Origin of the sequence: Bradyrhizobium sp. (genome assembly GCF_019244115.1) — a bacterium.
GTDB lineage: Bacteria > Pseudomonadota > Alphaproteobacteria > Rhizobiales > Xanthobacteraceae > Bradyrhizobium.
The window spans coordinates 1-19,969 of the sequence record NZ_JAFATE010000551.1 but is presented as its reverse complement, the minus strand read 5'-3'; the positions used below and the strand labels follow the sequence as shown (position 1 = coordinate 19,969).

The 19,969-nt window shown below is 63.7% G+C and carries 20 protein-coding genes and 1 pseudogene; 19 read left to right on the top strand and 2 right to left on the bottom strand.

The window, feature by feature from the left end; all coding sequences use genetic code 11:
* From JOZ76_RS24415 to JOZ76_RS24330, 18 genes and pseudogenes are all read left to right on the top strand, one after another.
* Positions 1-321, top strand: a 321-nt coding sequence (locus JOZ76_RS24415) for a hypothetical protein (RefSeq protein ID WP_366938624.1), incomplete at its 5' end; no start/stop codon positions are given.
* A 125-nt stretch (positions 322-446) separates the two neighbouring features.
* Positions 447-662 (top strand): annotated as a pseudogene (locus JOZ76_RS24410) (DUF2243 domain-containing protein); the annotation flags it as partial.
* A 102-nt stretch (positions 663-764) separates the two neighbouring features.
* Positions 765-1,514: a LuxR C-terminal-related transcriptional regulator gene (locus tag JOZ76_RS24405; RefSeq protein WP_291702857.1), complete on the top strand. Its 750-nt coding sequence runs from the start codon at positions 765-767 to the stop codon at positions 1,512-1,514.
* 133 nt (positions 1,515-1,647) lie between these two features.
* Entirely contained in the window at positions 1,648-1,980 is a 333-nt protein-coding gene (locus JOZ76_RS24400; protein WP_291702854.1) for a hypothetical protein, read from the top strand.
* Positions 1,981-2,105: 125 nt separating this feature from the next.
* Entirely contained in the window at positions 2,106-2,951 is an 846-nt protein-coding gene (locus JOZ76_RS24395) for a hypothetical protein (RefSeq protein WP_291702852.1), read from the top strand.
* A gap of 11 nt (positions 2,952-2,962) precedes the next feature.
* Positions 2,963-3,142, top strand: a complete 180-nt coding sequence (locus tag JOZ76_RS24390) for a hypothetical protein (protein WP_291702850.1) — start codon at positions 2,963-2,965, stop codon at positions 3,140-3,142.
* A 24-nt stretch (positions 3,143-3,166) separates the two neighbouring features.
* Complete coding sequence (locus JOZ76_RS24385; RefSeq protein ID WP_291702845.1) at positions 3,167-4,519, top strand: hypothetical protein; 1,353 nt, start codon at positions 3,167-3,169, stop codon at positions 4,517-4,519.
* 12 nt (positions 4,520-4,531) lie between these two features.
* A complete protein-coding gene (locus tag JOZ76_RS24380) occupies positions 4,532-4,942 on the top strand; it encodes a hypothetical protein (RefSeq protein WP_291702844.1) in 411 nt (136 codons plus the stop codon).
* Entirely contained in the window at positions 4,942-5,388 is a 447-nt protein-coding gene (locus tag JOZ76_RS24375; protein ID WP_291702842.1) for a hypothetical protein, read from the top strand. Before JOZ76_RS24380 ends, JOZ76_RS24375 begins: the two co-directional genes overlap by 1 nt.
* Positions 5,388-5,768, top strand: a complete 381-nt coding sequence (locus tag JOZ76_RS24370; protein WP_291702840.1) for a hypothetical protein — start codon at positions 5,388-5,390, stop codon at positions 5,766-5,768. The genes JOZ76_RS24375 and JOZ76_RS24370 overlap by 1 nt, the downstream gene beginning before the upstream one ends.
* Complete coding sequence (locus JOZ76_RS24365) at positions 5,765-7,468, top strand: hypothetical protein (protein ID WP_291702839.1); 1,704 nt, start codon at positions 5,765-5,767, stop codon at positions 7,466-7,468. Before JOZ76_RS24370 ends, JOZ76_RS24365 begins: the two co-directional genes overlap by 4 nt.
* Before the next feature lie 17 nt (positions 7,469-7,485).
* Positions 7,486-7,860, top strand: coding sequence for a hypothetical protein (locus JOZ76_RS24360; protein WP_291702837.1), 375 nt, complete (start codon positions 7,486-7,488; stop codon positions 7,858-7,860).
* Positions 7,857-8,315: a hypothetical protein gene (locus tag JOZ76_RS24355; RefSeq protein ID WP_291702829.1), complete on the top strand. Its 459-nt coding sequence runs from the start codon at positions 7,857-7,859 to the stop codon at positions 8,313-8,315. The genes JOZ76_RS24360 and JOZ76_RS24355 overlap by 4 nt, the downstream gene beginning before the upstream one ends.
* Positions 8,312-9,619: a baseplate J/gp47 family protein gene (locus JOZ76_RS24350; RefSeq protein ID WP_291702827.1), complete on the top strand. Its 1,308-nt coding sequence runs from the start codon at positions 8,312-8,314 to the stop codon at positions 9,617-9,619. The genes JOZ76_RS24355 and JOZ76_RS24350 overlap by 4 nt, the downstream gene beginning before the upstream one ends.
* Positions 9,616-12,642, top strand: a complete 3,027-nt coding sequence (locus JOZ76_RS24345; RefSeq protein WP_291702825.1) for a LamG-like jellyroll fold domain-containing protein — start codon at positions 9,616-9,618, stop codon at positions 12,640-12,642. Before JOZ76_RS24350 ends, JOZ76_RS24345 begins: the two co-directional genes overlap by 4 nt.
* Before the next feature lie 18 nt (positions 12,643-12,660).
* Positions 12,661-13,275 (top strand): hypothetical protein, encoded by a 615-nt coding sequence (locus JOZ76_RS24340; protein WP_291702824.1) that lies wholly within the window; start codon positions 12,661-12,663, stop codon positions 13,273-13,275.
* Between the two features lie 26 nt (positions 13,276-13,301).
* On the top strand, positions 13,302-14,402 hold the full coding sequence (locus tag JOZ76_RS24335; protein WP_291702821.1) for a hypothetical protein: 1,101 nt from the start codon (positions 13,302-13,304) through the stop codon (positions 14,400-14,402).
* Between the two features lie 57 nt (positions 14,403-14,459).
* Complete coding sequence (locus JOZ76_RS24330) at positions 14,460-14,642, top strand: hypothetical protein (protein ID WP_291702816.1); 183 nt, start codon at positions 14,460-14,462, stop codon at positions 14,640-14,642.
* A gap of 284 nt (positions 14,643-14,926) precedes the next feature.
* Here JOZ76_RS24330 and JOZ76_RS24325 read toward each other — a convergent pair whose 3' ends face one another.
* A complete protein-coding gene (locus JOZ76_RS24325) occupies positions 14,927-18,226 on the bottom strand; it encodes a hypothetical protein (protein ID WP_291702814.1) in 3,300 nt (1,099 codons plus the stop codon).
* 117 nt (positions 18,227-18,343) lie between these two features.
* On the opposite strand from JOZ76_RS24325, the gene JOZ76_RS24320 reads away from it, so the two are divergent.
* Positions 18,344-18,667: a hypothetical protein gene (locus JOZ76_RS24320; protein ID WP_291702811.1), complete on the top strand. Its 324-nt coding sequence runs from the start codon at positions 18,344-18,346 to the stop codon at positions 18,665-18,667.
* Positions 18,668-19,492: 825 nt separating this feature from the next.
* Here the strand turns inward: JOZ76_RS24320 and JOZ76_RS24315 are convergent.
* Positions 19,493-19,747: a hypothetical protein gene (locus tag JOZ76_RS24315; protein ID WP_291702805.1), complete on the bottom strand. Its 255-nt coding sequence runs from the start codon at positions 19,745-19,747 to the stop codon at positions 19,493-19,495.
* Positions 19,748-19,969: the final 222 nt, after the last annotated feature.

Here is a 19,969-nt window from a genome sequence, read left to right as displayed (position 1 = left end):
TATCACGCCGACAGCCACGTCCATTTACTTGCGTTTATGCGCGCTTCGCTCGCAACGTGTATGATTTGTGTACTTGCAAATAGCGATGCGGGTCTCATGGAAACAGTAGTCAGCAAAAAGAGGCGAAGGCGGTTCAAGCAAACGCTGCCGCTCGGAGAGCGTCTCCTCATGGCGGCCAGTCTGGCGCGCGATGCAGCAGAGCAAATGCCCCCGGGTGCCGAACGGACCAAACTCCTGATGAAGGCACGAGAAGCGGAAGCCATCGCTCAGCTCGAGCAATGCCTGTCAACGCGACGACAATCGCATGAGCAGCGCCGCTGATCGCTCACCGCGGCCGTCCAACTTCGGATTGACGGCATAGGAAGCGCTTTGCAAAGCCGGGCCTGTAGATCCAGCAACAAGGCGGCCGAGCAGAATAAGCTGATGCTGTTGACGGTGTCAGGAGATTTGCCGTTTCTGCCGCCGTCCTTCTTGGCCTCGGACTGGGTGCCTTTTTCGACGGGATCGCCTTCCACCGGCTGCTGCAATGGCATCACATGCTCAGCAGCTGGTACGCGCTGAATTCCATCGACAATGTCGGGCTCAATACCACCTGGAACGGCATCTTTCACAGCGCCGCCTATGTGCTGGTGCTCGCGGGTCATTGCGACTGGGCAGACTCGCAAGCCTTGGATGGCGTATTCGCTGCGTCAACCCAGGGATGTGACGTGGTTCACATGGCGGGAACCGGAGTCAGGCTAAACTCGATCCTGGTCAGCCTCGGAATGCCGCAGCAGCGCAGGACGGCTTCCAGTGTCAGCATCTCGCGATCGAGGGAGATGACGCCCAGCATGGACGGGACGGTATATCTGCCGGAGGCTAACAACGGATGCCGGCTTCGGCTTCTCGTCGCCTCTGACGTTCGGTTCGTCCGCGAGAGCCTGGGAGACATCCTGGGCAAGAGCGGCACGATTTCCGTTGTTGGGCGTTGCGGCGGCGCCGACCAGGTTCTGGCCCAGAGCCAGGCACTGCAGCCCGACATGGTTTTGCTCGACGCGGCGGCGCCTGGCGGTCTGTCGACGGTTCGACAGATCCGCGCATCGTCCGCCGGCATTCTCGTGGTCGTGTTTGCATTGATCGAATCGGCCGAGACCGTGCTGACCTGGACGGAAGCCGGGGCCTCCGGCTACATATCCAATACGGCGGCGACCGCCGATATCGTCGCGATGATCACCGAGATAAGTGCCGGCCGGCAAGCCTGTTCGGCTGCGGTCGTCGCGGGCCTGTTGCGGCGCATGGCGGAGACGGCAGCAGTGTCCCGCAGTCACGAACCTGGTCCCCAGGCCTTGACCCGGCGCGAGGCCGAAATTGCCCGCCTGGTGAGCAGCGGGATGAGCAACAAGGAAATCGCCCGCAACCTGCGCATCAGCTTGGCCACGACGAAGTCGCATGTCCATAGCGCGCTCTGCAAATTGCGGGTGCAGCGGCGGGGCCAGATCGCGACCTGGATGCATGCGCGGCCCGCGGAGTCCTGATATCCGCCTCCATCGTTACTCAACCCATTGGTGCATATCGCCACCTTATTCCGAAGTTGCAGAATGCGAGGCTTTCAGCAGCCGAGGTCAGTTGAGGATGAAGGTTAGAACGGTCGTCGTCACGATGTCGCCGTTGCTGGCCGATATCGTGTTGAAACTCCTGAAGTCCGGGCTTGCAATCGATTTGGTGGAGGTGCTGGAGGGCCGCGAGGAGCTGGCGCAGCGACTTGCCGACATCAGGCCTGATCTGGTGCTGCTGGGGTTGCTCGAGACCGAGAGTGATGCCTGTGCCCGTCCCCTTCTGGCGTCGCTGCCGTATGCAAGATTCCTCGTTCTCGCGCCGAACGGGCAGCGCGCCTGGCTGCATGAAATGCGCCCGCATCGCCTGGCGCTGCCATCCTTCTCCAGACGACGTCTGCTGCGCATCCTCACATCGCGATACGATACCTCCGCGCACGGCGAATGAGATCTGCGGCGGCTTTCTCGCGCGAGATCTAGATCCTGGTCTCATTCCAACCGCACCCGAAGATGGATGGCCATCGGCGCGCTGCCAGTGTTAGCAAGTCGACACTGTTACGCGATCGAGCCACCATGAGTACCTTCGTCGATTCGACCATGCTGCGTTTCAGTCAAGAGTCCTTCGTCGCCGACATCATGACGAACGGGCTGGGTCTGGCCTCGCTTTTCAACATGACGTTCACCTCGACGGACATGGCTTTGCAATCCGTGGCGCTGGGTCCGATATCCGCGCGGTCGTACAAGGTCCCGGCATTCGAAACCATACGCAGTATCGGGACGGACGAGCGCATCTCGCCGGACAGCCAGCGTGTCCGCAAGGAGCGGCGGCTGGCGAGGTTCGGCCGGCTCGATTGGGTCGACGTCGCATTCGACGCGGTGTTGAGCACCAAGATGCAGATGCTGGTCGGACCGCTGCAGACGGTGACCGTACAGACGCTCGAGCAGAAGCTTGGAGGCGTTGCCTCGCTCGAGGATCTCAGGACGAAGTTGCTGACGCTTTATGCGCCTGCCGTCGTCGATGACATCTTCGCCCGGCTGCGGATATCGACTTTCGAGGATTTTGCGCGGCAGCGGCATCTGTTCATCACTTTGGTGGGCGCGGCGCCAGCCGCCTTCAACCCGGCGGACCCGTCTGCGGGCCGCGACCTGACGGTGTCTCTGCGGGTCAAGATCGCAGACGGTTTCGATGTCGCCGGCGCGCTGCAGTCGGCCAAGCTGTGTCGCAGCATTCTGGAGAACGAGGCGGTCCCGGACACACTGGACGGGATCGAACGCTCCACCCCCTTCGCCTTTGTGACGATCTTTTCCAGTGCGGCGCTAACCGACACTTCGCTTCCCGGCATGACGGCAGTTCAAGCCAGGGCAGCGGTGCAGGCCTTGTTCAATGCGGAAAAAATGTTCGCGCAATTCATCAATTAGGAGCGAGCGAAATGGCTGACAACGAAGACAAGACACCAAGCGATAAGCCGGCGGCCGGCGCCGCAGCCGATGCAAAGCCGGGTGGCGGGACGCAGGAAGGGGTCGTCAGCCGGCCCGATCTGCGGCCGCGCAACCTGTCGCCCAGCGAACGCGAGAGCCTGCGCGCTCGGTTGCAGAAGAAATTTCACTGAAGTGGCCCTTTTCAAGGAGGCATCATGCCGGTTCGCTACATAACGGTCACACCGATCACCAATCTGTTTGTCCCAGCGACGAAATCGTACGGCGACATAGCGATTGTCGGCGCCATCAATGCCGCCGCGCAGGGGCCGAAGAAGACCGCGGTGGCTATCACCAATCCGCTATCAGTCTCGACCCCGTCGATCAGCCTGACCACGAACGCGGTGACGCCTTCCGGCAATGCGACACTGCATTTCGCTGCGGTGCCGGCGACCATCGTCGCCGGCATGACGATCGCCGATCTTTCCGCGGGCGGCGCGGTTCCGGCTGGCACCACGGTGCAGTCGACCACGGCCACCACGGTGGTGATGAGCCAGAATGCGGCCGGGCCCGGCGTCGGCAGCGGCGATGCCGTTCAGTTCACCAATCCGAACAATGGCAAGCCGGTCGATGATGTCGGCTGGTTTGCCGGCGCGCTCGGGAGTTCGATCAAGACCGCGTTCGCCCAGGCGCCGGGACCGACCACCGTGTGGGCCGTCGCCACCGATCCGGCGGATGCCGGCAACGCCGTTGCCAACGGGCTGGCGGTGGCGGCGGGCATCGAGGTGCAGATCGTAGTGCTGGCAAATACGCCGCTGCTCGGCACCGGCGCGGGGCAGGGCAAGTCGGAGATCGAGGCGCTGGCGACCCATTGCAATACCGTCTCCAACACCGGCGCCGACGGCATGGAGCGGATCGGCGTCGCGATGCTGGGCGGCGGCGTGACCGATACGACCCTGATTTCCGGCACCATGGCGCAGAACCGAATGACCATGATCGCGCACAACTCGAGCGAAGACGCGGCCGCGGCGATGGCCGGCGTGATCGCGGGCTACCAGCCGCACATTTCCATGGTGCTGAAGCCGATCGCGCTGGACATGGGCCGGCGTTTCTCCGCCGCGGAAATCGATACGCTCAACCATGCGCGCATCAACTGGGTGACGTCGACGCCGCTCATCCCCGGCGCCGGGTTCTACATGGGCGAAGGTTACACGCTCGGGGCGGACCAGCCCTATGTCGATATCGTTCGGACCATCGACGAGATTTCCTTCAAGCTGAAGTCATCATTGATCCGTTCGATCGGCGTGCTGCGGGTGACGCGCGCGGGGCTGCGGGCGCTGGTGTCGGAGATGGCCGCGGAGCTGCAGCCCCTGCAGGATCAGGCCGTCATCGACAGCTATCTCGTGTATTTCCCGCTTCTGATCCTGCTGGACAAGGATCCGGCAAGTCTCAGCGCCATCGAATTGCAGGAAATCCACAACGCGCAGGCGACGCGCGTGGTCGATTCGATCGTCACGATCGAATATGCCGGCGCCATCCACCGGCTCAACATCACGCTGAAATTCGAATAACGGAGAGCCGCGATGCCCGACTGGAATTCCCGACTTGAGGTTACTCTGAACGGCAGTTCGACGATTACACCGATCGAGTCGTTCACGCCGACCTATACCACGCCGGTGACGCCGATTCACTCGATCGAAGCGGACAATGTCGGCGCGCTGTATCATCCGAAGACCGCGACCTTCACCATGACGGTGAAGGCGATCGGGACCAGCGTGCTGACGCTGGCGCAACTCGGCCTGGCCGGGACCAAGTTCAACATCCAGCTGGCGGAGCAGAAGGGGACCGACTGGTCCTTCAAGAAACTGCTGTTCCGGGATTGCATCATCACCTCGGCCAATCCGAGCAATGCGGTCATGGACGGGGTGCCGCTCGCGACCTTCAGCGGGATCGTGCTTGGCTTTGTCGCGTCGACCGATATCGAGCCAGGCTGATGGCGCTCAACGTTCCAGTTCTGGTCGGAGCGGTGCCGCTGTTGATGGTGCAGTCCTACGTCGTCAACGAGGGTTACAAGAGCACGTCGATTGCCGGCAGTGCGCTGGTTCAGATGGTTTCGCCCACGACCAAGACCGTCACCATCGAGGCATTTCTGGTCGGCGCCGAGCGCGCCTTGCGGCCGGCGCTGGAGGTGCTCGCACTGACCTCGCGCGCGCTGGCCTCGGTCACGGCCCCATTGCTGTCGGTTGCCGGCATTCCGGTGATCTCGAAGAACTTCATTCATCTGGATATGCAGATCACCAGCCTGACATTTACCCAGGACAATCAGAACAGGGAGGCACTGAAGGTCAACATCCAGCTCACCAATGTGCCACGCCCGAAGCTCGGCGGCCTGCTCGGCCTTGCCGACGTCGCGCTGGGTGCGGGCTCGGCGTTTCTGTGATGATTACCGGCGCCTCAGGTCGGACCTATGATCTGCTGCCGATCGACAATGCGGCCGGCTTCCCGCAGAGTTTTCCGTTTATGCTCAGCGGCGTCCGCTACCAGTTCACCGCCTACGTCAACGTCCCGGAAGCCGCGCTCGGACCGATCGACGAGCTGATGGTGCTGCCCGATGCCCGGCGCTTCCTCGTGATCCGCGCCGATGTCGTTCGGTCGGACGGTCTGTCGCAGACGGTGTTCCTGCGCAAGGTCGTGCCTACGCAGGAGTATCGCGCCGGCGCGCTGGTGCTGACGTTTCCCACGCAGATCGTGGCCCGGCGCAATCTGAACGGCGTCGGCAATTTCGGGTCCAATGTCATTGGCGGGGTGGCGCATTCATGAGCGTTCGCAGCGGCGTCTTCATCAAATACGTCGTCAAGTTCACGACGCCGGCGCTGACCGTGTCGAACGACGTGCTGCAGGGCGACGTCTGCATCGATGGCGATGTCACGGTCAAGATGGGGCGTTGGACCGCGGGCACGACATTCACGATCACTCTATATGATCTGCCTGAGTCCTACGCCAAGGCCCTGGCCGACAGCGACAAGCCGCGGGTGGTGATCCAGCTCGGCTACTTCGATACCAAGGTCGCGCAGGTCCTCGAGGGGATCTGCGAGCATGTCGAGAGCAAGGCGCAGGGCGATCAGCTGGTGACGACGATCGAGGGCCGGGAGGCTGCGTTCTACGGCTGCGCGACATCAGCCTATACCGCGACCTCGCTGGGTGAGGTGACCTTTGCGCAGGCGCTGAATCAGGTGCTGTCGAGCCCGAAATTGTCCGGCTTCGTCAAGTCGACGGCCGTGACCAATGATCTGCCCGGCGACGTGATGCACAACCCGACATTCACCTCGAAGACGGTGCTGGCGGTGATCGATGAAGTCGCGCAGCGGGTGTGGCCGCCTGCCGAAAGCATGATCGTCGACGGCCAGGTCTTTCTCGGATCACCGATCCGCTATGATCCCGGTCCGCCGGCCCAGTTCGGCAACGGCGTCAATCTGGCGAAGTTCGATGCGCTGAAGCTGAAGCTTCCGGCCTCCACCAAGAGCAACGTTCCGACGCCGGATACCGACAAGACCGTCAGGGGTTTTCAGTTCACCGCCGTCGGCGATCCCGCCCTGCGGCCCGGCCAGACTGTGGTTGTCAATGGCATCAAGGAATTCTCGAGCAGCGCCAACCCGGAGTTCCGCATTCGCGAGGTCGAGCATCGGTTCAGCGCGACCGCGGGCTACGTGTGTGTCGGGGCCGCGACCGAGCGGCAGCCGAATGGCGCCGGCGGGCGGCAGATCGATACGGCGATCTCGCGCAGCGCCGCATCCGCGGTGCGGGAGATCGCGGACAAGATCAAGTCGCAGGCCGCCGACAGTCCCGGCATCGAGGTCGGGTCTGTCAAGGCGGCCACGGACACCTACACGGCCGATCTGTATTATGGCCAGACCGCTCTGCCGAGCGAGACGCAGCCCTCGGTGAACGTAGCCGTCGATCAGAAGAATGACCACGTCTATGCGTCGAAGCCGGTGGCCTCGGCGTTCGCGTGGCGGAAATGCGGGCTGGTGACCCCGGTCTATCCAGGGATGAAGGCGGTGGTTCTGCACAACCGGGCGCTGGCGAATGACGCGATCATCGCCGGCTATGTCTGGTCGAAGCAGCCGGAATTGACGCCGCCGCCGAACAAACCGGGCGATTGGTGGCTGAGCCTGCCAATCGACTTCGATGCGACGCGGCCGCCGCAGGATTCAACCAACGCCGTGAACGATCTGACCGCGAATGACGGCCGCCGGGTCATCGAGCTCAAGGGGCTGAAGATCACCGTCGGCGCGTCGGGCTTGAAGGCGGTCGGTAACCGGCCGGATCCCGGCGCGGCGGAGGTCTGCACCATCGCTCACGCGTCCGGTGCCGTCATTACCGTCAAGGACGGCGAGATCGATATGGCCATGAGCGCCGATGGCAGCGGGCCGAAACTCAGCATGACGTCGTCCGGCATTTCGATGACGGACGGCAAGCTGAACATGCAACTGGCGAACGGCAAATTGACCATCGGATAGAACGAGGAGGTAGCGGCATGGCATCAGCAATCCTGACCGACGGCGCGACGTTCACCTGCAAGCATGGCGGCAGCGGAACGGTCGCCAGCGGGCTGTCGATTTCGGCGCTCGCGGACGTGTTCATCATCAATGGCCACAAGGCGATCCTGGCGGGTGCGACGATATCGGGATTCACGGTTGCATCCGGGTGCGGCTTCAAGAATCTGACGAGTGGTCTTCCACAGCCCTGCATGAGCTTTACCTTGCCGCCGCCATCCGAAAAATCCGTGCTGGTCAAAGGTCAGCCGGTCTACACGGCGGCCGACGCGGCGGCGATCGCCCTGGCGCCGAGCCAGGGCAATCTCGTGCCGGGCCTGACGGTCAGTGAACCGCAGACGCTCGTGTCCGCATGAGCAGCAGCGTCGGCACCAATTTCTTCGGCACCAGCCTGGCTCTGCAGGCGGGAGATCTCGTGTTCCGCAATGGCGACCTCGCGCCGATTTCCGGGCTGGACAATTTTGCCCAGGCCGTCGGCGTGATTGTCGCAACGCCGTTCGGCAGCGACCAGGTCAATGTCAATTACGGTCTCGATGTCGCGTCGATCTTCACTTTGGCCAATACCGTCAGCTCGATCAAGAACGTCATCAAGCTCAATCTGGCGAAGTCGCTCGCGATCGACGACCGCCTGCGCGAGATCAATGAGGTCCTGTTCGACGACGAGCCAGGTTTTGCGCAGCTCGCGCCCGAATTTGCCGGCGCCAACCCGGGTGCCGCGGCCCGGCATGGACGGGTCTGGCATGCGGTCATTGCGCTGACGATGGTGACCGGAACTCAGCAGCAGCTCGTCGTTTCAGGAGCGTCGCCATGACCGACTATGGCGTGACGCAGGCCGGATTCGTGGTCAAGCCGTTTGCCGATATCTTGAGCGCCAAGCTGAATCTGGCGCGTTCGCTGTTCGGCGCCGATGTCGACCTGCGCTCGACCAGCGCGCTGCGCAAGATTCTGGATATCGCCAGCGCCGAGGATGGCGAGCATTGGAAGGCGCTGGAGGGCGCGTTCTACGCGAACTTTCTGTCCACGGCCTCCGGCGGCGCGCTGGATATGCTGGGCGACGACGTCGGTTTGTCACGCGACAATCAGCTGGCGACCGGCCAGGTCACCTTTACCCTGGCCAATGAAGCGCCGGGGCGCAGTTACATCATTCCGGTCGGCGCTCTGGTCGAGACGGCCGCACCGGCGGTGCGGTTCCGGACCACGGGGATTGCGACCTTGTCGGGGCAGTCGAAGACCGCAACGGTTGCCGCCAGGGCGGTCCTGCCGGGGCCGAGCGGCAACATCGCCAACTCGGCGATCACCCAGATCAATCCGATCTATGCCGGGCATTATCTGTCGTTGGGGTCGGCGACCGTGGCGGCGACCAATGCGGCGCCGTTCGCCGGCGGCGATGTTCTCGCCGACGACGAAACCTATCGCGCGCGGCTGTTGCGGTTGCCGCGAACCTTGTTCACCGTCGATGCCGTCAGTGCCGCTGTCTTGAATGTCGATGGCGTGCGCGATTGCAAGGTCAGCGATCCCCTGGGCGGGGTCGACGTCTCGCTCAGCATCTTCAATTCATTCGTCTTTGACAGCCGGCGGTTCGGCCAGGCCCGTTTCCTGGGCACGCCGTATTTCTTCGATGTGCTGGTGGCGCCGCAGCCGGGCTATGCCTGGGAAACCATTGGTGGTGTGGTGGGGCTGCGGGATGCGGTGTCGGCCGCGGTGGACGCGGTGCGGCCGATCGGGATTTTTCCCAATATCAGGCTGGCCGATATCGTCGTGGTCGGTGTCAGGGCAAATGTTCTGACCCAGCCCGGCGCCGATCCGGCTGCAGTGACCGCGGCGCTACAGAGCAAGTTCGAGAATCGCGTCGGCAGTCTTGGTTTGGGCGGGCCGGTGCTGGCGTCGGAAGTGCTCAGCGACCTGTTCAATGTCAGCGGTGTGGTCGATATCCAGAACCTGCACTTGCGGCGATATCCGCCGACCTTCGGCTCCATCGTATTTGGCGATCGCGAGCAGTTCCAGGGTGCGGCGATCGAGGCCGATATCGGCGCCAATCTGCCGATCACCTCGAACGAGATCGCCACCTTCCGCTACGACTCGCAATTGATCAACCTGACGGTCAGCGATCGATGAGCGCGCTCGCGACATTGTCGAACCGCCTGACGCTGCCCTATCAGCGCGGCGCCGAATTCGCAGCGATCCCGCTTGGAGCCGATACCGCCGGAGTTACGGCGATCGGTCCGTACGGCTTTGACGAATACGGCGCGCGCTGGGGACAGGACCCGCAGGTTCCGGCCTATGTCATCGCGCCGCGGACGGACATCGCCGGTGACGATGTGGGTCTGAGCATCGGCTACACGTTGAATGGCATTGCAGGGACCGCAACGGTCACCGTGCCGAGCGGCACGCGCGCTGGAACGGGATTCCTGATCCCGTTGCCGTCGCAACTCGATGCTTCGCTGCGGCTGACCTCGCTGACGGCCGCGCCGCGGCCGGCCGGGACCGGATCTTCCCAGTGGGAGATCACTGCGTTGCTGGGCACATTGGCTCGCCTTGTCTTCTTGCTCGGCGCCGAAAAGGACGCGCTGGCGCGGGTGCGAAGCGACGTCCGCAAGATGCGCTTTGTCGATAAGGCATTCGGGGCGGGATTGGATGCGCTGGGGCGCGACATGCGGGTGCGGCGGTTTCCGCCCCGGCCCTATTCCTATGACGATGCCACGGTCGCGCTGTGGCATCTCGACGAGATCGTGCCGAATGGCGGCAGTGTCGTGGACCAGGCGACCCGGACCGGCGTGCCCGGACATCCGGGGACGGTGGCGGGTGCCGTGGCGGGCGCAGCCGGCAAATACGCGACCGGTTTTGCATTCCCCGCGACAGGTGGCGCGATCACGGTTGCGGCATCAACGGACTTCGATATCGGCGCCACTGCCGACGCGACCATCGAGGCGTTCGTGTCGACCTCGGTACCGGGCGACACGGTGCCCCGGGCGATCGTGGCGCGCCGGGCGAGCGAGACGGCGGCCGGATCCGTGGTGCCAGGCTGGTCGCTGTGCGTGGTCAATGCCCGAGGCTTCAATGCCAATCTGCTGTTCGCGATATGCGATGGGGCCCACGAAATCCGCATCTTTGCCGACCTGTCGATCGGCGATTCGCGGTTTCATCACGTCGCCGGCATTGTCGACCGGACCAGGCAGCGCGCTCGGCTTTTTGTCGATGGCGTGCAGCGCGCCACCGCGTCGATCGCTGCCTTGGGGGCGGTGACGCCGCCGGACGGCGTGCGGTTCGGTTCGACCGCGACGGGCAACAATCTGGCTGGAACGATCGACGAAGTGCGCATCTCGAAGGTGGCACGGACCACCTTTCATCCGGCACTGGGCGAGGATGACGATGCCTATCGCGCCAGGTTACGGATCTTTCGCCACTGGGTGCTGCCGACACCGGCCAATGTGATTGCGATGATCAATCAGGCGGCGCCGTTTCCGACGGATCCGGCGCCCTATCAGCTGTTCGAGGCCAACCGGGCCACCCAGGTCGCGCAATGCCCGGTGCGGATCGTGCCGGCGACGCTCGGGATCGGGGGCGCGCTTGCCGCGGACGGTTCAACGGCGCGGGACGAGAGCGTGGCCGGAACGCCCGCCGACGATGTCGGGTTCGACCCGTCGCTGGACCTCGTCGGCTATGTCAATGCCGGCGTCGATGCCTCGGCCGATCCGGGCCACGGACGCATGCAGGCCGGCGCTGCGAAGATGCTGGATGCGCTGATCGGCCGGCTGGGCACGACACCGGGCAAGCTGGTTCTGACGCACTCCTTCGACGTGGCGGGGCCGACGCCGCTGCATGCGGTCGGGCGCGCGCTGCGGCTGCGGCACACGACGTTGGCAGTGGCCGCGCTGGGCGCGCTGGCGCATCGGGCGGGCTTTGCCTATGTGCGCAATCTCGGCGCCGAGCTCGCTGTCGCCGTCGCTGCCGGTGAGCGCCTGCTGGTAATTGGGGCGCCCGCTGGTGCGGTGCGCGCCGATGCCGGCAGCGCGTTCGATCTGACGATCGCGCCCGCGCTGCCTTTGGCGGGGACATTTTCATGGACGGTCATCGCGCCGGCAGCGGGGCGGGTACACCTCGCCGCGCACTCGGCTGATCCCGCATCGCTGACGACGCCCGTGGCGGCGCGGCCGCGGGTACGGCTGGTGCTGGATGGGCCGGGAGATGTCGCGGTTCGCATCGAATATGGCCGCAGTGGGCGAACGCGATCCGGGACGCTGTCGCTGCGGGTCGATCCGGTGACGCTGGCCGATGGACACGGCCTGGATACGGTTGGCAATCCGGATCCCGATCCTGCGACGATCGTCGGTCTGCCCGACGCCAATTTCGATCCGACCTATCTGGTGACGCACCCAGCCAGTCCGGCGATCGACTTTGGCGCCAATCCGAACAACGCGAAAATGCAGGTGGTGACCCGCGATGCGCTCGACGCGCTGGTGGCTCTGCTGGTGGCGCGCGGAACCGCTGGGCGATTGCGAGTGACTCAGGCGCTGGTGCCGGGCGGCCCGGGGGTTGAAAGCGTCGGAAGGCGGCTGGTGCTGGGACACGAGACGCTCGATGCGGGCGTGCTGGGCGCGCTGGCATCGCGGTTCTTTGACTATGTGGCGCGGGCGGGGGCTGCCGTCAGCGCGTTCATGCGGCCCGACAGCTGGATCGAGATCGTCGACGCCGTGAGCAGCGCACCACTGCCGGCCGAAGTGGTGGTCGGCACGCCGCTCAATCTGGCGATCCTGCCCGGTGCGCCGCCGGCCGGGGTCTATAATTGGAGCACGCGGGTGATCGGCGCGGGCGCCGGTTCGTTCGACACGGTGCTGCGTCCGACCGCGCACTTTACTCCGAGCAAACCGGGATTGCTGATGCTGGCGGTGACGTTCGTGCAGAATGACAGCAGCCGGGCGGCGCCCTACAGCTTTGAACTGCGGCTGAAGCCGGCGCTTGATGTGGCTGCGACCAACATCCCGAAGGACCAATACGACATCATCATGAACGTACTGGATGCCTTTCATCCGATCGGAATAGAGGTTCGGACCGATCGGATTCGCCAGCATGTGCGCGAGATCGTGCAGGATCCGACCAAGGCATTTCCAGCCTACAGTTTTTCCAATTTTCGTGTCTGACGGAAGAGAGAGGCCGATATGGCAGACATCACCTATACCAGGACCGTCAAGTTCAACGACTATGTGGATGGCGAAACCATCGTCTCGGCCGGAGGCAGCGACGGCTTCAATGTGCGCTTCCACGGGCTGGAAGGCGAGTTCGACACGCTCTCGACCGTCGTGGCGCAACTGAACGCCGCGATCAAGGCGATCGGCGTCGTGCCGACGCCGCAGCCGGCGAAGCTGGTGATGACGCCGAACATGATCGCGACCGCGGCCGACCCCTGGAGCCACCTGCAGGGCATTGCCCAGAAGCCGCCGGCGCAGACCGGCGCGCATGGCATGATGTCGGCCAACCTGCCGAACAATGTGCGGATTACGGCGCTGCGCGTGCTCGGCGCCAACAGCGGCGCGGGGTCGCTGCGCGTGATCTTGTTCCGGCAGGCGCTGGTGGCGCAGGCGACGCTGGACCAGATCGCGCGCGTCGACGGCACCGGCAATCCGTTCGACCTCAACAACCCTGCCGATCCGCAGTTCGCCGTGGTCGATGACAACAGCTTCAAGTACTTCGTCGTCGCCTTGCTGGACAATGCGCTGGCGGCGGACACCGTAACCTTGTCAGCATTCCAGATTTCCTACCAGCCGCTCAGCTAGATGTTTCTTTAACGGAGGAATTCGCCATGCCTTGCACACCTGCCGACCTTGCCAATACAGGCGTACTGCTGATCCCCGATCAGGCGGGCGATACCGGCGCGCGGCCGTTCGCCGACGGCGACAGCGAGGTCTACTGGACGAGCCCTTCGATTGCGCTTTCGGGCGGGGTCGACCCCGGAACGGCAAAGGTGGGCGCTCCCAACACAGTGTCGGTGACGGTCAAGAATATCTCGGGTCAGGCCTTGCAGGATATCAATGTCGAAGCCTGGGTCTGCGATTTCACCATGGGTGTCGATCCAGCCTCGGCGCTGGCTTCGGCCAATCCGGGCGGAGCGCCGATGACCGGATTCTTCGCAGGACCGCTGCCGCCTGGCGCGTCGCATGCGATCTCGGTGAGCCCGGTGTGGACACCAACAGCGGCCGATGCGGCGCTGAATGGCGGGCATGTCTGCATCGCTGCCAATTGCTTCGCCGATGCGCCGGACAAGGGCATGACGCTGGCATCCGAGGGCAATGCCTTCAAGTTTCTGTGCGATACCCATCATGCGCAGCGCAACATCCATGTGCAGATCGTGCCCGGCGGCATGCGGCGGTTCGATTTCCATATGAGGGTGACGAATCCCCGGCCGCGGCTCGGCACCGTGACCCATGCGACGATGGCCATGCAGACCGGACCGCGCGCCATGATCGGACTGAGTCACGCGCTACGCTTCAACCCACGCATCGTCGCAGCGAGGGTGCTGCCGCAGGTCGCCATTACCGGCCATCCCGACCAGACCTTCACCGCCGACATGTTGCATATCGAGCACCATGCGAATCCGGCAGCGATCGTTGCCGATCATGCGTTCGAGAACCGGTTCTTTTTGCCGATCAATGCTCAGACCCACATCCCCCTGCGGCTGAGTCCGATCCCGCCAAAGACTTTCGCGATTGCCAGCGATGCGGTGGGCCATGGCCACGCGCTGAACTTCAATCTCAGGGCCGGTCAAAAGAAGACGATGACGGTGTCGGTCGATCTCGCGGACGCGCACCGGCCCGGCGACACCCACGTCTTTGATCTCGTACAGCGTGCGGCCTCGGGCCATATCCTGGGCGGCGCCCGGATCATCACCGTCGTGCATCCATGATGGCGCTTCTCGCCTGGCGGACCATCACCTCGCCGGGGTTGTGAAAGGACAAGACGCGTGAACGATCTCAGCGATGAACCGACCGATCCGCAAATCCTAAGCCCGGACGACCGCACCGTCACCTACGTCTTCCCGGTGGAGGTGGTGGTCGTCGGCGCCCTGACCGACGACGACCACAAGGAAATCTACCAGACCGTCTGGAATGATTTCGGCAGAACGCTGTCGGAGCAGTTCGTGTGAAACATGGGCAGCATCTACTCTGCCATGCCAATGATCATTCGCCTGCGCAGGTTGGGTCGATCCTCGTGCGTCGCTGCAGCATTCCGATCCTCGTCCGGCTTCGCGGAATGCCGGACGACGATCGGTTGAACGAGACGATGAGCGCGATCGCGCGTGCCGTCGCCGAGCGGTTGCGGATAGCGGAGCGGATCATTTCGGTCCGCGAAGGGCTCGCGTCCCGTGAGATCCACGTAAGCCCAGACTGTCCGATGGCTACGTTCAACGCACGTGCCCCGAGGCATATGCTACGGTGCGATGATCTCAAAATCGATGCGGAGCTTCGCGAGGACGGCGAGCGCGTTAGCGGATGCCGAGCGAGCCCGGACGACGATTCGTACGGGGCTTGGCGACCCACCCCATGAACGAGCCAGCTCCTCACCGAACTCCGCGAGTGCGATGTTCTTGAGGATCTGCTTCCATTTGCGGTGGCTCAATGTGTTGTTCAGCTGCGACCAGTCAATCGAGGCTTGTCCGTTGGTCGATGCCAGCGTCCGGAGCGGCACCGGGAGGTCCAAATGGGCGAAGGTGACCTCTTCGATGTCGATCCCGGCAGCGGTACGCGCCAAGACATCGAGCTGAACCTTGGCCTCTGTCGGCGCGTTTTGAACCGTAATCCATCCACGAAGCGGATGCCAGCCGACATTGATCAGGACTTGAAACGGGTCCTGCGCAGCGGCGCCGAGGTTGCGCGAGAATGACAGGATCTCGGCGCCGCGGTCGAGCGCGAGAAACAGCGCCTTGAATTCTTCGCGCGCGCCATCGAGGTTGCGGCTGTCGGTTTCAGTTCCATTCTGCACGCGCCGCAGCGTAGCCCTGTAGTCGCTGATCGTCGCTTCGATCCGAGCCGGAATATGGCTGTCGAAGCTTCCGCCGTGCTGCTTCGCATAACTCTCGATCTGGGCTCTGACGTCTGCCGGAGAATGAGTCTGGTCAGCAAGGTTGATCCCCGGGCTCACGTCGGCCGCGTGCCGATCGAGGATCTGCTGCGCTACCGGGACCGGCGGCGGCTGCGTCATCGTCGGATCGTTGCGGATGAATTCGGCCAGCCGGCGGTTGACCGGAACTTTGCGGATCATGTCGATGGCGGCCTGGCGACCGTTGGTCGCCACCATGTTTATGAGACCGCGCTGGGCACTTTCGTTCATATCGGGCGGAAGGTCGAAATTGCCAGCACGCAGCTCGCGGTAGAGCTTCACGAGGAAGACGGTGCGCTGGGTGGCCGGCTGGCGAAACACCAGGTTGGCCCCTGGCAGGTCGGCGATTGCGTTGAAATCTTCAAAGAGGCTCGAAATTTCGTTGCTCGTCCGGCTGAAGAACCGCTCCAGGCTGCTCCTGGTGATCGCCCGGGGCAGCTCCAGCGCGGTGCCGAGCCCCCGCACCGCGGCGATCGACCAAGATCCCATCGTCATGCGATATTTGATGAGCAGGGAGAGCGCGGCGAGGCCGGCATCGCCGCGGCCCTGCAATTCCCCGACCGCGTTGCGATTGATCCGCGCCAGTTGAGCGCTCATCGCCTGCAAGCCAACCGCCGTCAGTGGTCCGCCGGCCGCGCTCTCGATGAAGCTGAGCGGGTGTGGTGGCGGGGCGCCCGGGGCGGGAGCGGCAAGCAGACCGGCGGGTACAGGACCCGGGCCGATCAATAGAACGAGGCGCCGTGAGCCGAGTTCGCGGACCACCAGCGTGCCGTTCTCGAACGTCGTCGTCAGCGAGGCGATGCGTTGATACGAACGCACAAGGTCGGGCAGCCCCCCAGGCGGCCGCTGCGGATCGTAGCGATAGATCCCGGTCGGCCCCGCCTTGACGAGACCTTGCACTTGTCCAGGCTCGAGCAGCAGTTGTCCCGTAAAGACGCCCCTCATGCCCGTCTTCGGATAGTTCAGCTTGGCAAGCGCGGCTTTGCGGGCGGCAACGATGTCCTCCGTCGCCTTGTGTTCATCGGCGGACATGAACCCGGCGTCCTTGAGACGCCCGGCCGCCGCTTCGACACGGTCCCAGTGTTCAAGCAGCTCGGCTTTCGTTCGATTGAACGAAGCTTCATCGACCCGTCCGGTGCGAGCCGCTTCATCGACGAACTTCCAGTAGATCTTGCCTTCGACCTGTGCGAACTCGTTCTTGAACCCCTCTATCCGCGCGTTCTGGATATGGCCGCCGATATAGCCCATGGTCGCGCCGATCGCGTAGGCGCCAATCGTTTCGATGAGAAAATGTTCGATATCCGGCGGGAAGTCTCGACCTTGGATCGCAAGGGACAACGCGGAGATATCGGCCTGAAGCACCAGGCCGGCGGCATGACGGCCGGCAAACGCTAACCACGTTTGGCCGGCGGGTCCTATCGGCCCGAGGACCCGCGACAGCGCTGAAAACGCAGCAAACTGCGCGACATTCGTCGCCCAGGTTTTCGCTACGCCGCCAAGGGTGAGCGGCTTTCCGAAGGAAAGCCGCTCGAGACCGATTTGCGTCGCGGTAAAGGCAGTCGCCTCGGTCAGGGTCACGGCGACGGCGAGCCGCGTCGCTCCCGCCGAAGTTTCCAGCAAGACCCCAATCAGGGCGGCACGCGCGATGATGCCTGCCACGCCGGCCACCAGCGTCGCGGCCAGCAAGATCGCCGTCCGGACATCCTGTTCGCGCTTCTGCTCGGCCTCGATCTCGAACCCGATACGGTCAAGCTGGATGCGGTAGTCGTCGGCCTTCGCGAGATAGCCGCTGTAATCCTCGCGCGCCCAGAAGTCGACGATCGGACCGCGGACGCGGCGCGACAAGTAGGCGATGCGCGACTGAAAGTCGTCGTCACCGATGTCTTCGGCGTGAACCTCCTCATCGTAACGGAGCGCCGCGCTATACTGCAGGAACATCGCGCCCAGAATCTTGTAGAGGGCGAGGTCGATCTCGATCTGGACGGTGTTTGTCAGGTCGGGTGCCATCGGCCCGAAGGTCGCCGGCATTACCTTGCCGCCAACGCCGTGCGGTGAGAACACGTTGATGAAGGCCTGCGTATAGCCGCTCAACAACTCCCGCATGGAATCGAACTGTGGGTCGGCCCTTCCGCCGGTTCGGCGCAGACCGGTGCCATAGCCGACGGCTTCTCGGGCCTTGTCGAATTCCGCGGAGAGACGGGCAAATTTCACGTCCGCGACGGCCTGGCGCAGATCGGCGAGGGTCTCCTCGGCATTGTTGAATTCGGCGAGTGCGGTGTCAGACGTCGGCGCGGTCGCGAATGTTGCGAGGAATTTGCGCCGCAGCCGCTGCAAGACGACGATTTCGTCGCTCGGAACCGTGTCGTTTTGCAGCCCCTTGGCGAAGCCGCGGATCATCTGCTGGATGGTCGTCATGCGGTCGGGCAGGACGAAGGCCATTTCGAGGGCGATTGTCAGGCGCGTATCGAGCGCGGCAAGCGCGTCGCCAGCAAGGTTTGCGACCGCCCCCTTCAGCGCGGTCAGCGACACGCGGAGAGTGTCGAGTGCGTGCTCGTCGTTGCTCTGCGCGGTTTCGCGAGGTGCCGCCGGAGTGAGAGGATCGACGATCGTCGGAATGGTGTCGATCAGCACAGCGATCGTGCGCTCGATCCGGTCGCGCGTCGCGCCAGCTCCGAGCGGGCCCGCGCCATAGAGGTCGAAGCGGGCAGCCAGTTTGCGCAGCCGATCGTAGGTCCGCCGCTTCGCCGCATGTTGCGGGCCGAACTGTCCTTCGAGATAGTGTCGAATGACTTTCGCGGCGCTGGTCCGCTCGGTTTCGTCCGTCCCGCCGAGCACGGACTCGAGGAAGGTAACGAGCGGATCCGGATCCTTGTCGAGTTGGTCGTTGAACGGACCATACGCCGCAAGATCGCCCGGGCGATCAAGGCCGTAAAGCAGCAGCCGCCAGGCGATCGTGCGGTTCCGTGTCTCCGCTCCCAGCGCAAGGATCATTGTGAAGCGGACGCCGGAGCCTGCCCGGTCGAGCACTTCACGGATCAGCGCTTGCGCCCGCTTGCGACGGATGCCCTGTAGCAGGATCTTGATCCCTTCCGTGCGCTCGGGGATGCCGATGTCATTACTGACAGCCGTAAAGACCAGCGAACGGACCGCTTTCCAGAACTGGTCCTGGTTGCCGATCTTGAGACCGTCATCGATTGCGTCGTCAGGATCTCGCGCCGGTTGCCCAGGCGCCGGCTTTGCCGAGGTCGGGAAATCCGCCAGCATGAATGGTAGCCGGGCGGTATGTCTCGCCGCGGCAGGCGGACCACCGGCGATCGCGCGGGCGATCCCGCCTTCGATCGCCGCAGCGACTCGGCGCTGCGCGTCGTCATCGAGCGCCAGCCCGCTGAAACGGAATTGTGGCGCCGCGTAGGTCCTACGCCATGAAGGCCAGGCTTCGCGCGCCGCGATCACGCGGTTCGCCTCGAGCAGACGGCGGGCGATCACGCGCGCAATGGCTTCGCTCATCTCGGCGAGGCGCTCGTCGTTGGGGACGCCTCGCAGCCGGACGACGAGCGGAAAGACGCAACTGCAGGTTGATCGGCTCATACAGTTACTCGATGAAGCGCCCCAATCGTGCCAGATCTCCTTACGGTCTCGAAGGCGGTGACCTTATGGAGTGCTGCGCCCTGTTTTCCACGCAGCAGAACGGGCTTCAAACGAGCCGCAATTTCGCAATAAGCAAAACCAATTCAGCTCTCAGCAAACTTAGTTCTCGGCCAACTGCCGGCAAATCCGTCCGAGGATGGCTACGAGATGGAGACGAGGATCTAGATCTCTTGAGCACACGATCCAGTTGTTCCATCCCTCGCATTGATGGGAAGGGAGGCGCATCTTCCGTGCGGCTCTGATCCACCCTCATTTCATCATGCTTGAGGGTTCGTCAGTTCGGGCTGGAAACGGCTGATCGGGTTGCCGCCGCTCTGGAAAATCGAGCGGTGAATACAGTTTGAGGCTCTTGGGATAGAACCTGGCGCGCAGATAGATCTGGCGGACACGCGTTCCCGTACTTCTCTGCCATTCCCGGTTTTGCTCGAGCAAATGGCGGGCCTGCGCGATCGCGGCATCCGCCCGAGCAAACAGCTTTTCAAACTCGTCGAGTGCGCCTAGCATGGCTTACATTAACATAGGTTAGGCAGCGCTCTCAAACGTCGGGCGTTGCCCGCCTGTGGTATCATCGTAAGGCAGGCGCACGGAGCCTAAATGGACCTCCGGCTGGCCCAAAAGCATCTGAAAGAAGCGGAACAACATGTTCTGCTGGGCCGGCAGCACGTTGCGCGACAGCTCGAGATCATCCGCAAACTGGAGCGCGGAGGCCATTCGACCGTTCTGGCG

Bases quoted from the DNA above. Each gene is read 5' to 3' on its own strand.
- JOZ76_RS24405 (WP_291702857.1), top strand. From the start codon at position 765: ATGCCGCAGCAGCGCAGGACGGCTTCCAGTGTCAGCATCTCGCGATCG.
- JOZ76_RS24395 (WP_291702852.1), top strand. From the start codon at position 2,106: ATGAGTACCTTCGTCGATTCGACCATGCTGCGTTTCAGTCAAGAGTCC.
- JOZ76_RS24390 (WP_291702850.1), top strand. From the start codon at position 2,963: ATGGCTGACAACGAAGACAAGACACCAAGCGATAAGCCGGCGGCCGGC.
- JOZ76_RS24385 (WP_291702845.1), top strand. From the start codon at position 3,167: ATGCCGGTTCGCTACATAACGGTCACACCGATCACCAATCTGTTTGTC.
- JOZ76_RS24380 (WP_291702844.1), top strand. From the start codon at position 4,532: ATGCCCGACTGGAATTCCCGACTTGAGGTTACTCTGAACGGCAGTTCG.
- JOZ76_RS24375 (WP_291702842.1), top strand. From the start codon at position 4,942: ATGGCGCTCAACGTTCCAGTTCTGGTCGGAGCGGTGCCGCTGTTGATG.
- JOZ76_RS24370 (WP_291702840.1), top strand. From the start codon at position 5,388: ATGATTACCGGCGCCTCAGGTCGGACCTATGATCTGCTGCCGATCGAC.
- JOZ76_RS24365 (WP_291702839.1), top strand. From the start codon at position 5,765: ATGAGCGTTCGCAGCGGCGTCTTCATCAAATACGTCGTCAAGTTCACG.
- JOZ76_RS24360 (WP_291702837.1), top strand. From the start codon at position 7,486: ATGGCATCAGCAATCCTGACCGACGGCGCGACGTTCACCTGCAAGCAT.
- JOZ76_RS24355 (WP_291702829.1), top strand. From the start codon at position 7,857: ATGAGCAGCAGCGTCGGCACCAATTTCTTCGGCACCAGCCTGGCTCTG.
- JOZ76_RS24350 (WP_291702827.1), top strand. From the start codon at position 8,312: ATGACCGACTATGGCGTGACGCAGGCCGGATTCGTGGTCAAGCCGTTT.
- JOZ76_RS24345 (WP_291702825.1), top strand. From the start codon at position 9,616: ATGAGCGCGCTCGCGACATTGTCGAACCGCCTGACGCTGCCCTATCAG.
- JOZ76_RS24340 (WP_291702824.1), top strand. From the start codon at position 12,661: ATGGCAGACATCACCTATACCAGGACCGTCAAGTTCAACGACTATGTG.
- JOZ76_RS24335 (WP_291702821.1), top strand. From the start codon at position 13,302: ATGCCTTGCACACCTGCCGACCTTGCCAATACAGGCGTACTGCTGATC.
- JOZ76_RS24320 (WP_291702811.1), top strand. From the start codon at position 18,344: ATGTTGCGGGCCGAACTGTCCTTCGAGATAGTGTCGAATGACTTTCGC.
- JOZ76_RS24315 (WP_291702805.1), bottom strand. From the start codon at position 19,747: ATGCTAGGCGCACTCGACGAGTTTGAAAAGCTGTTTGCTCGGGCGGAT.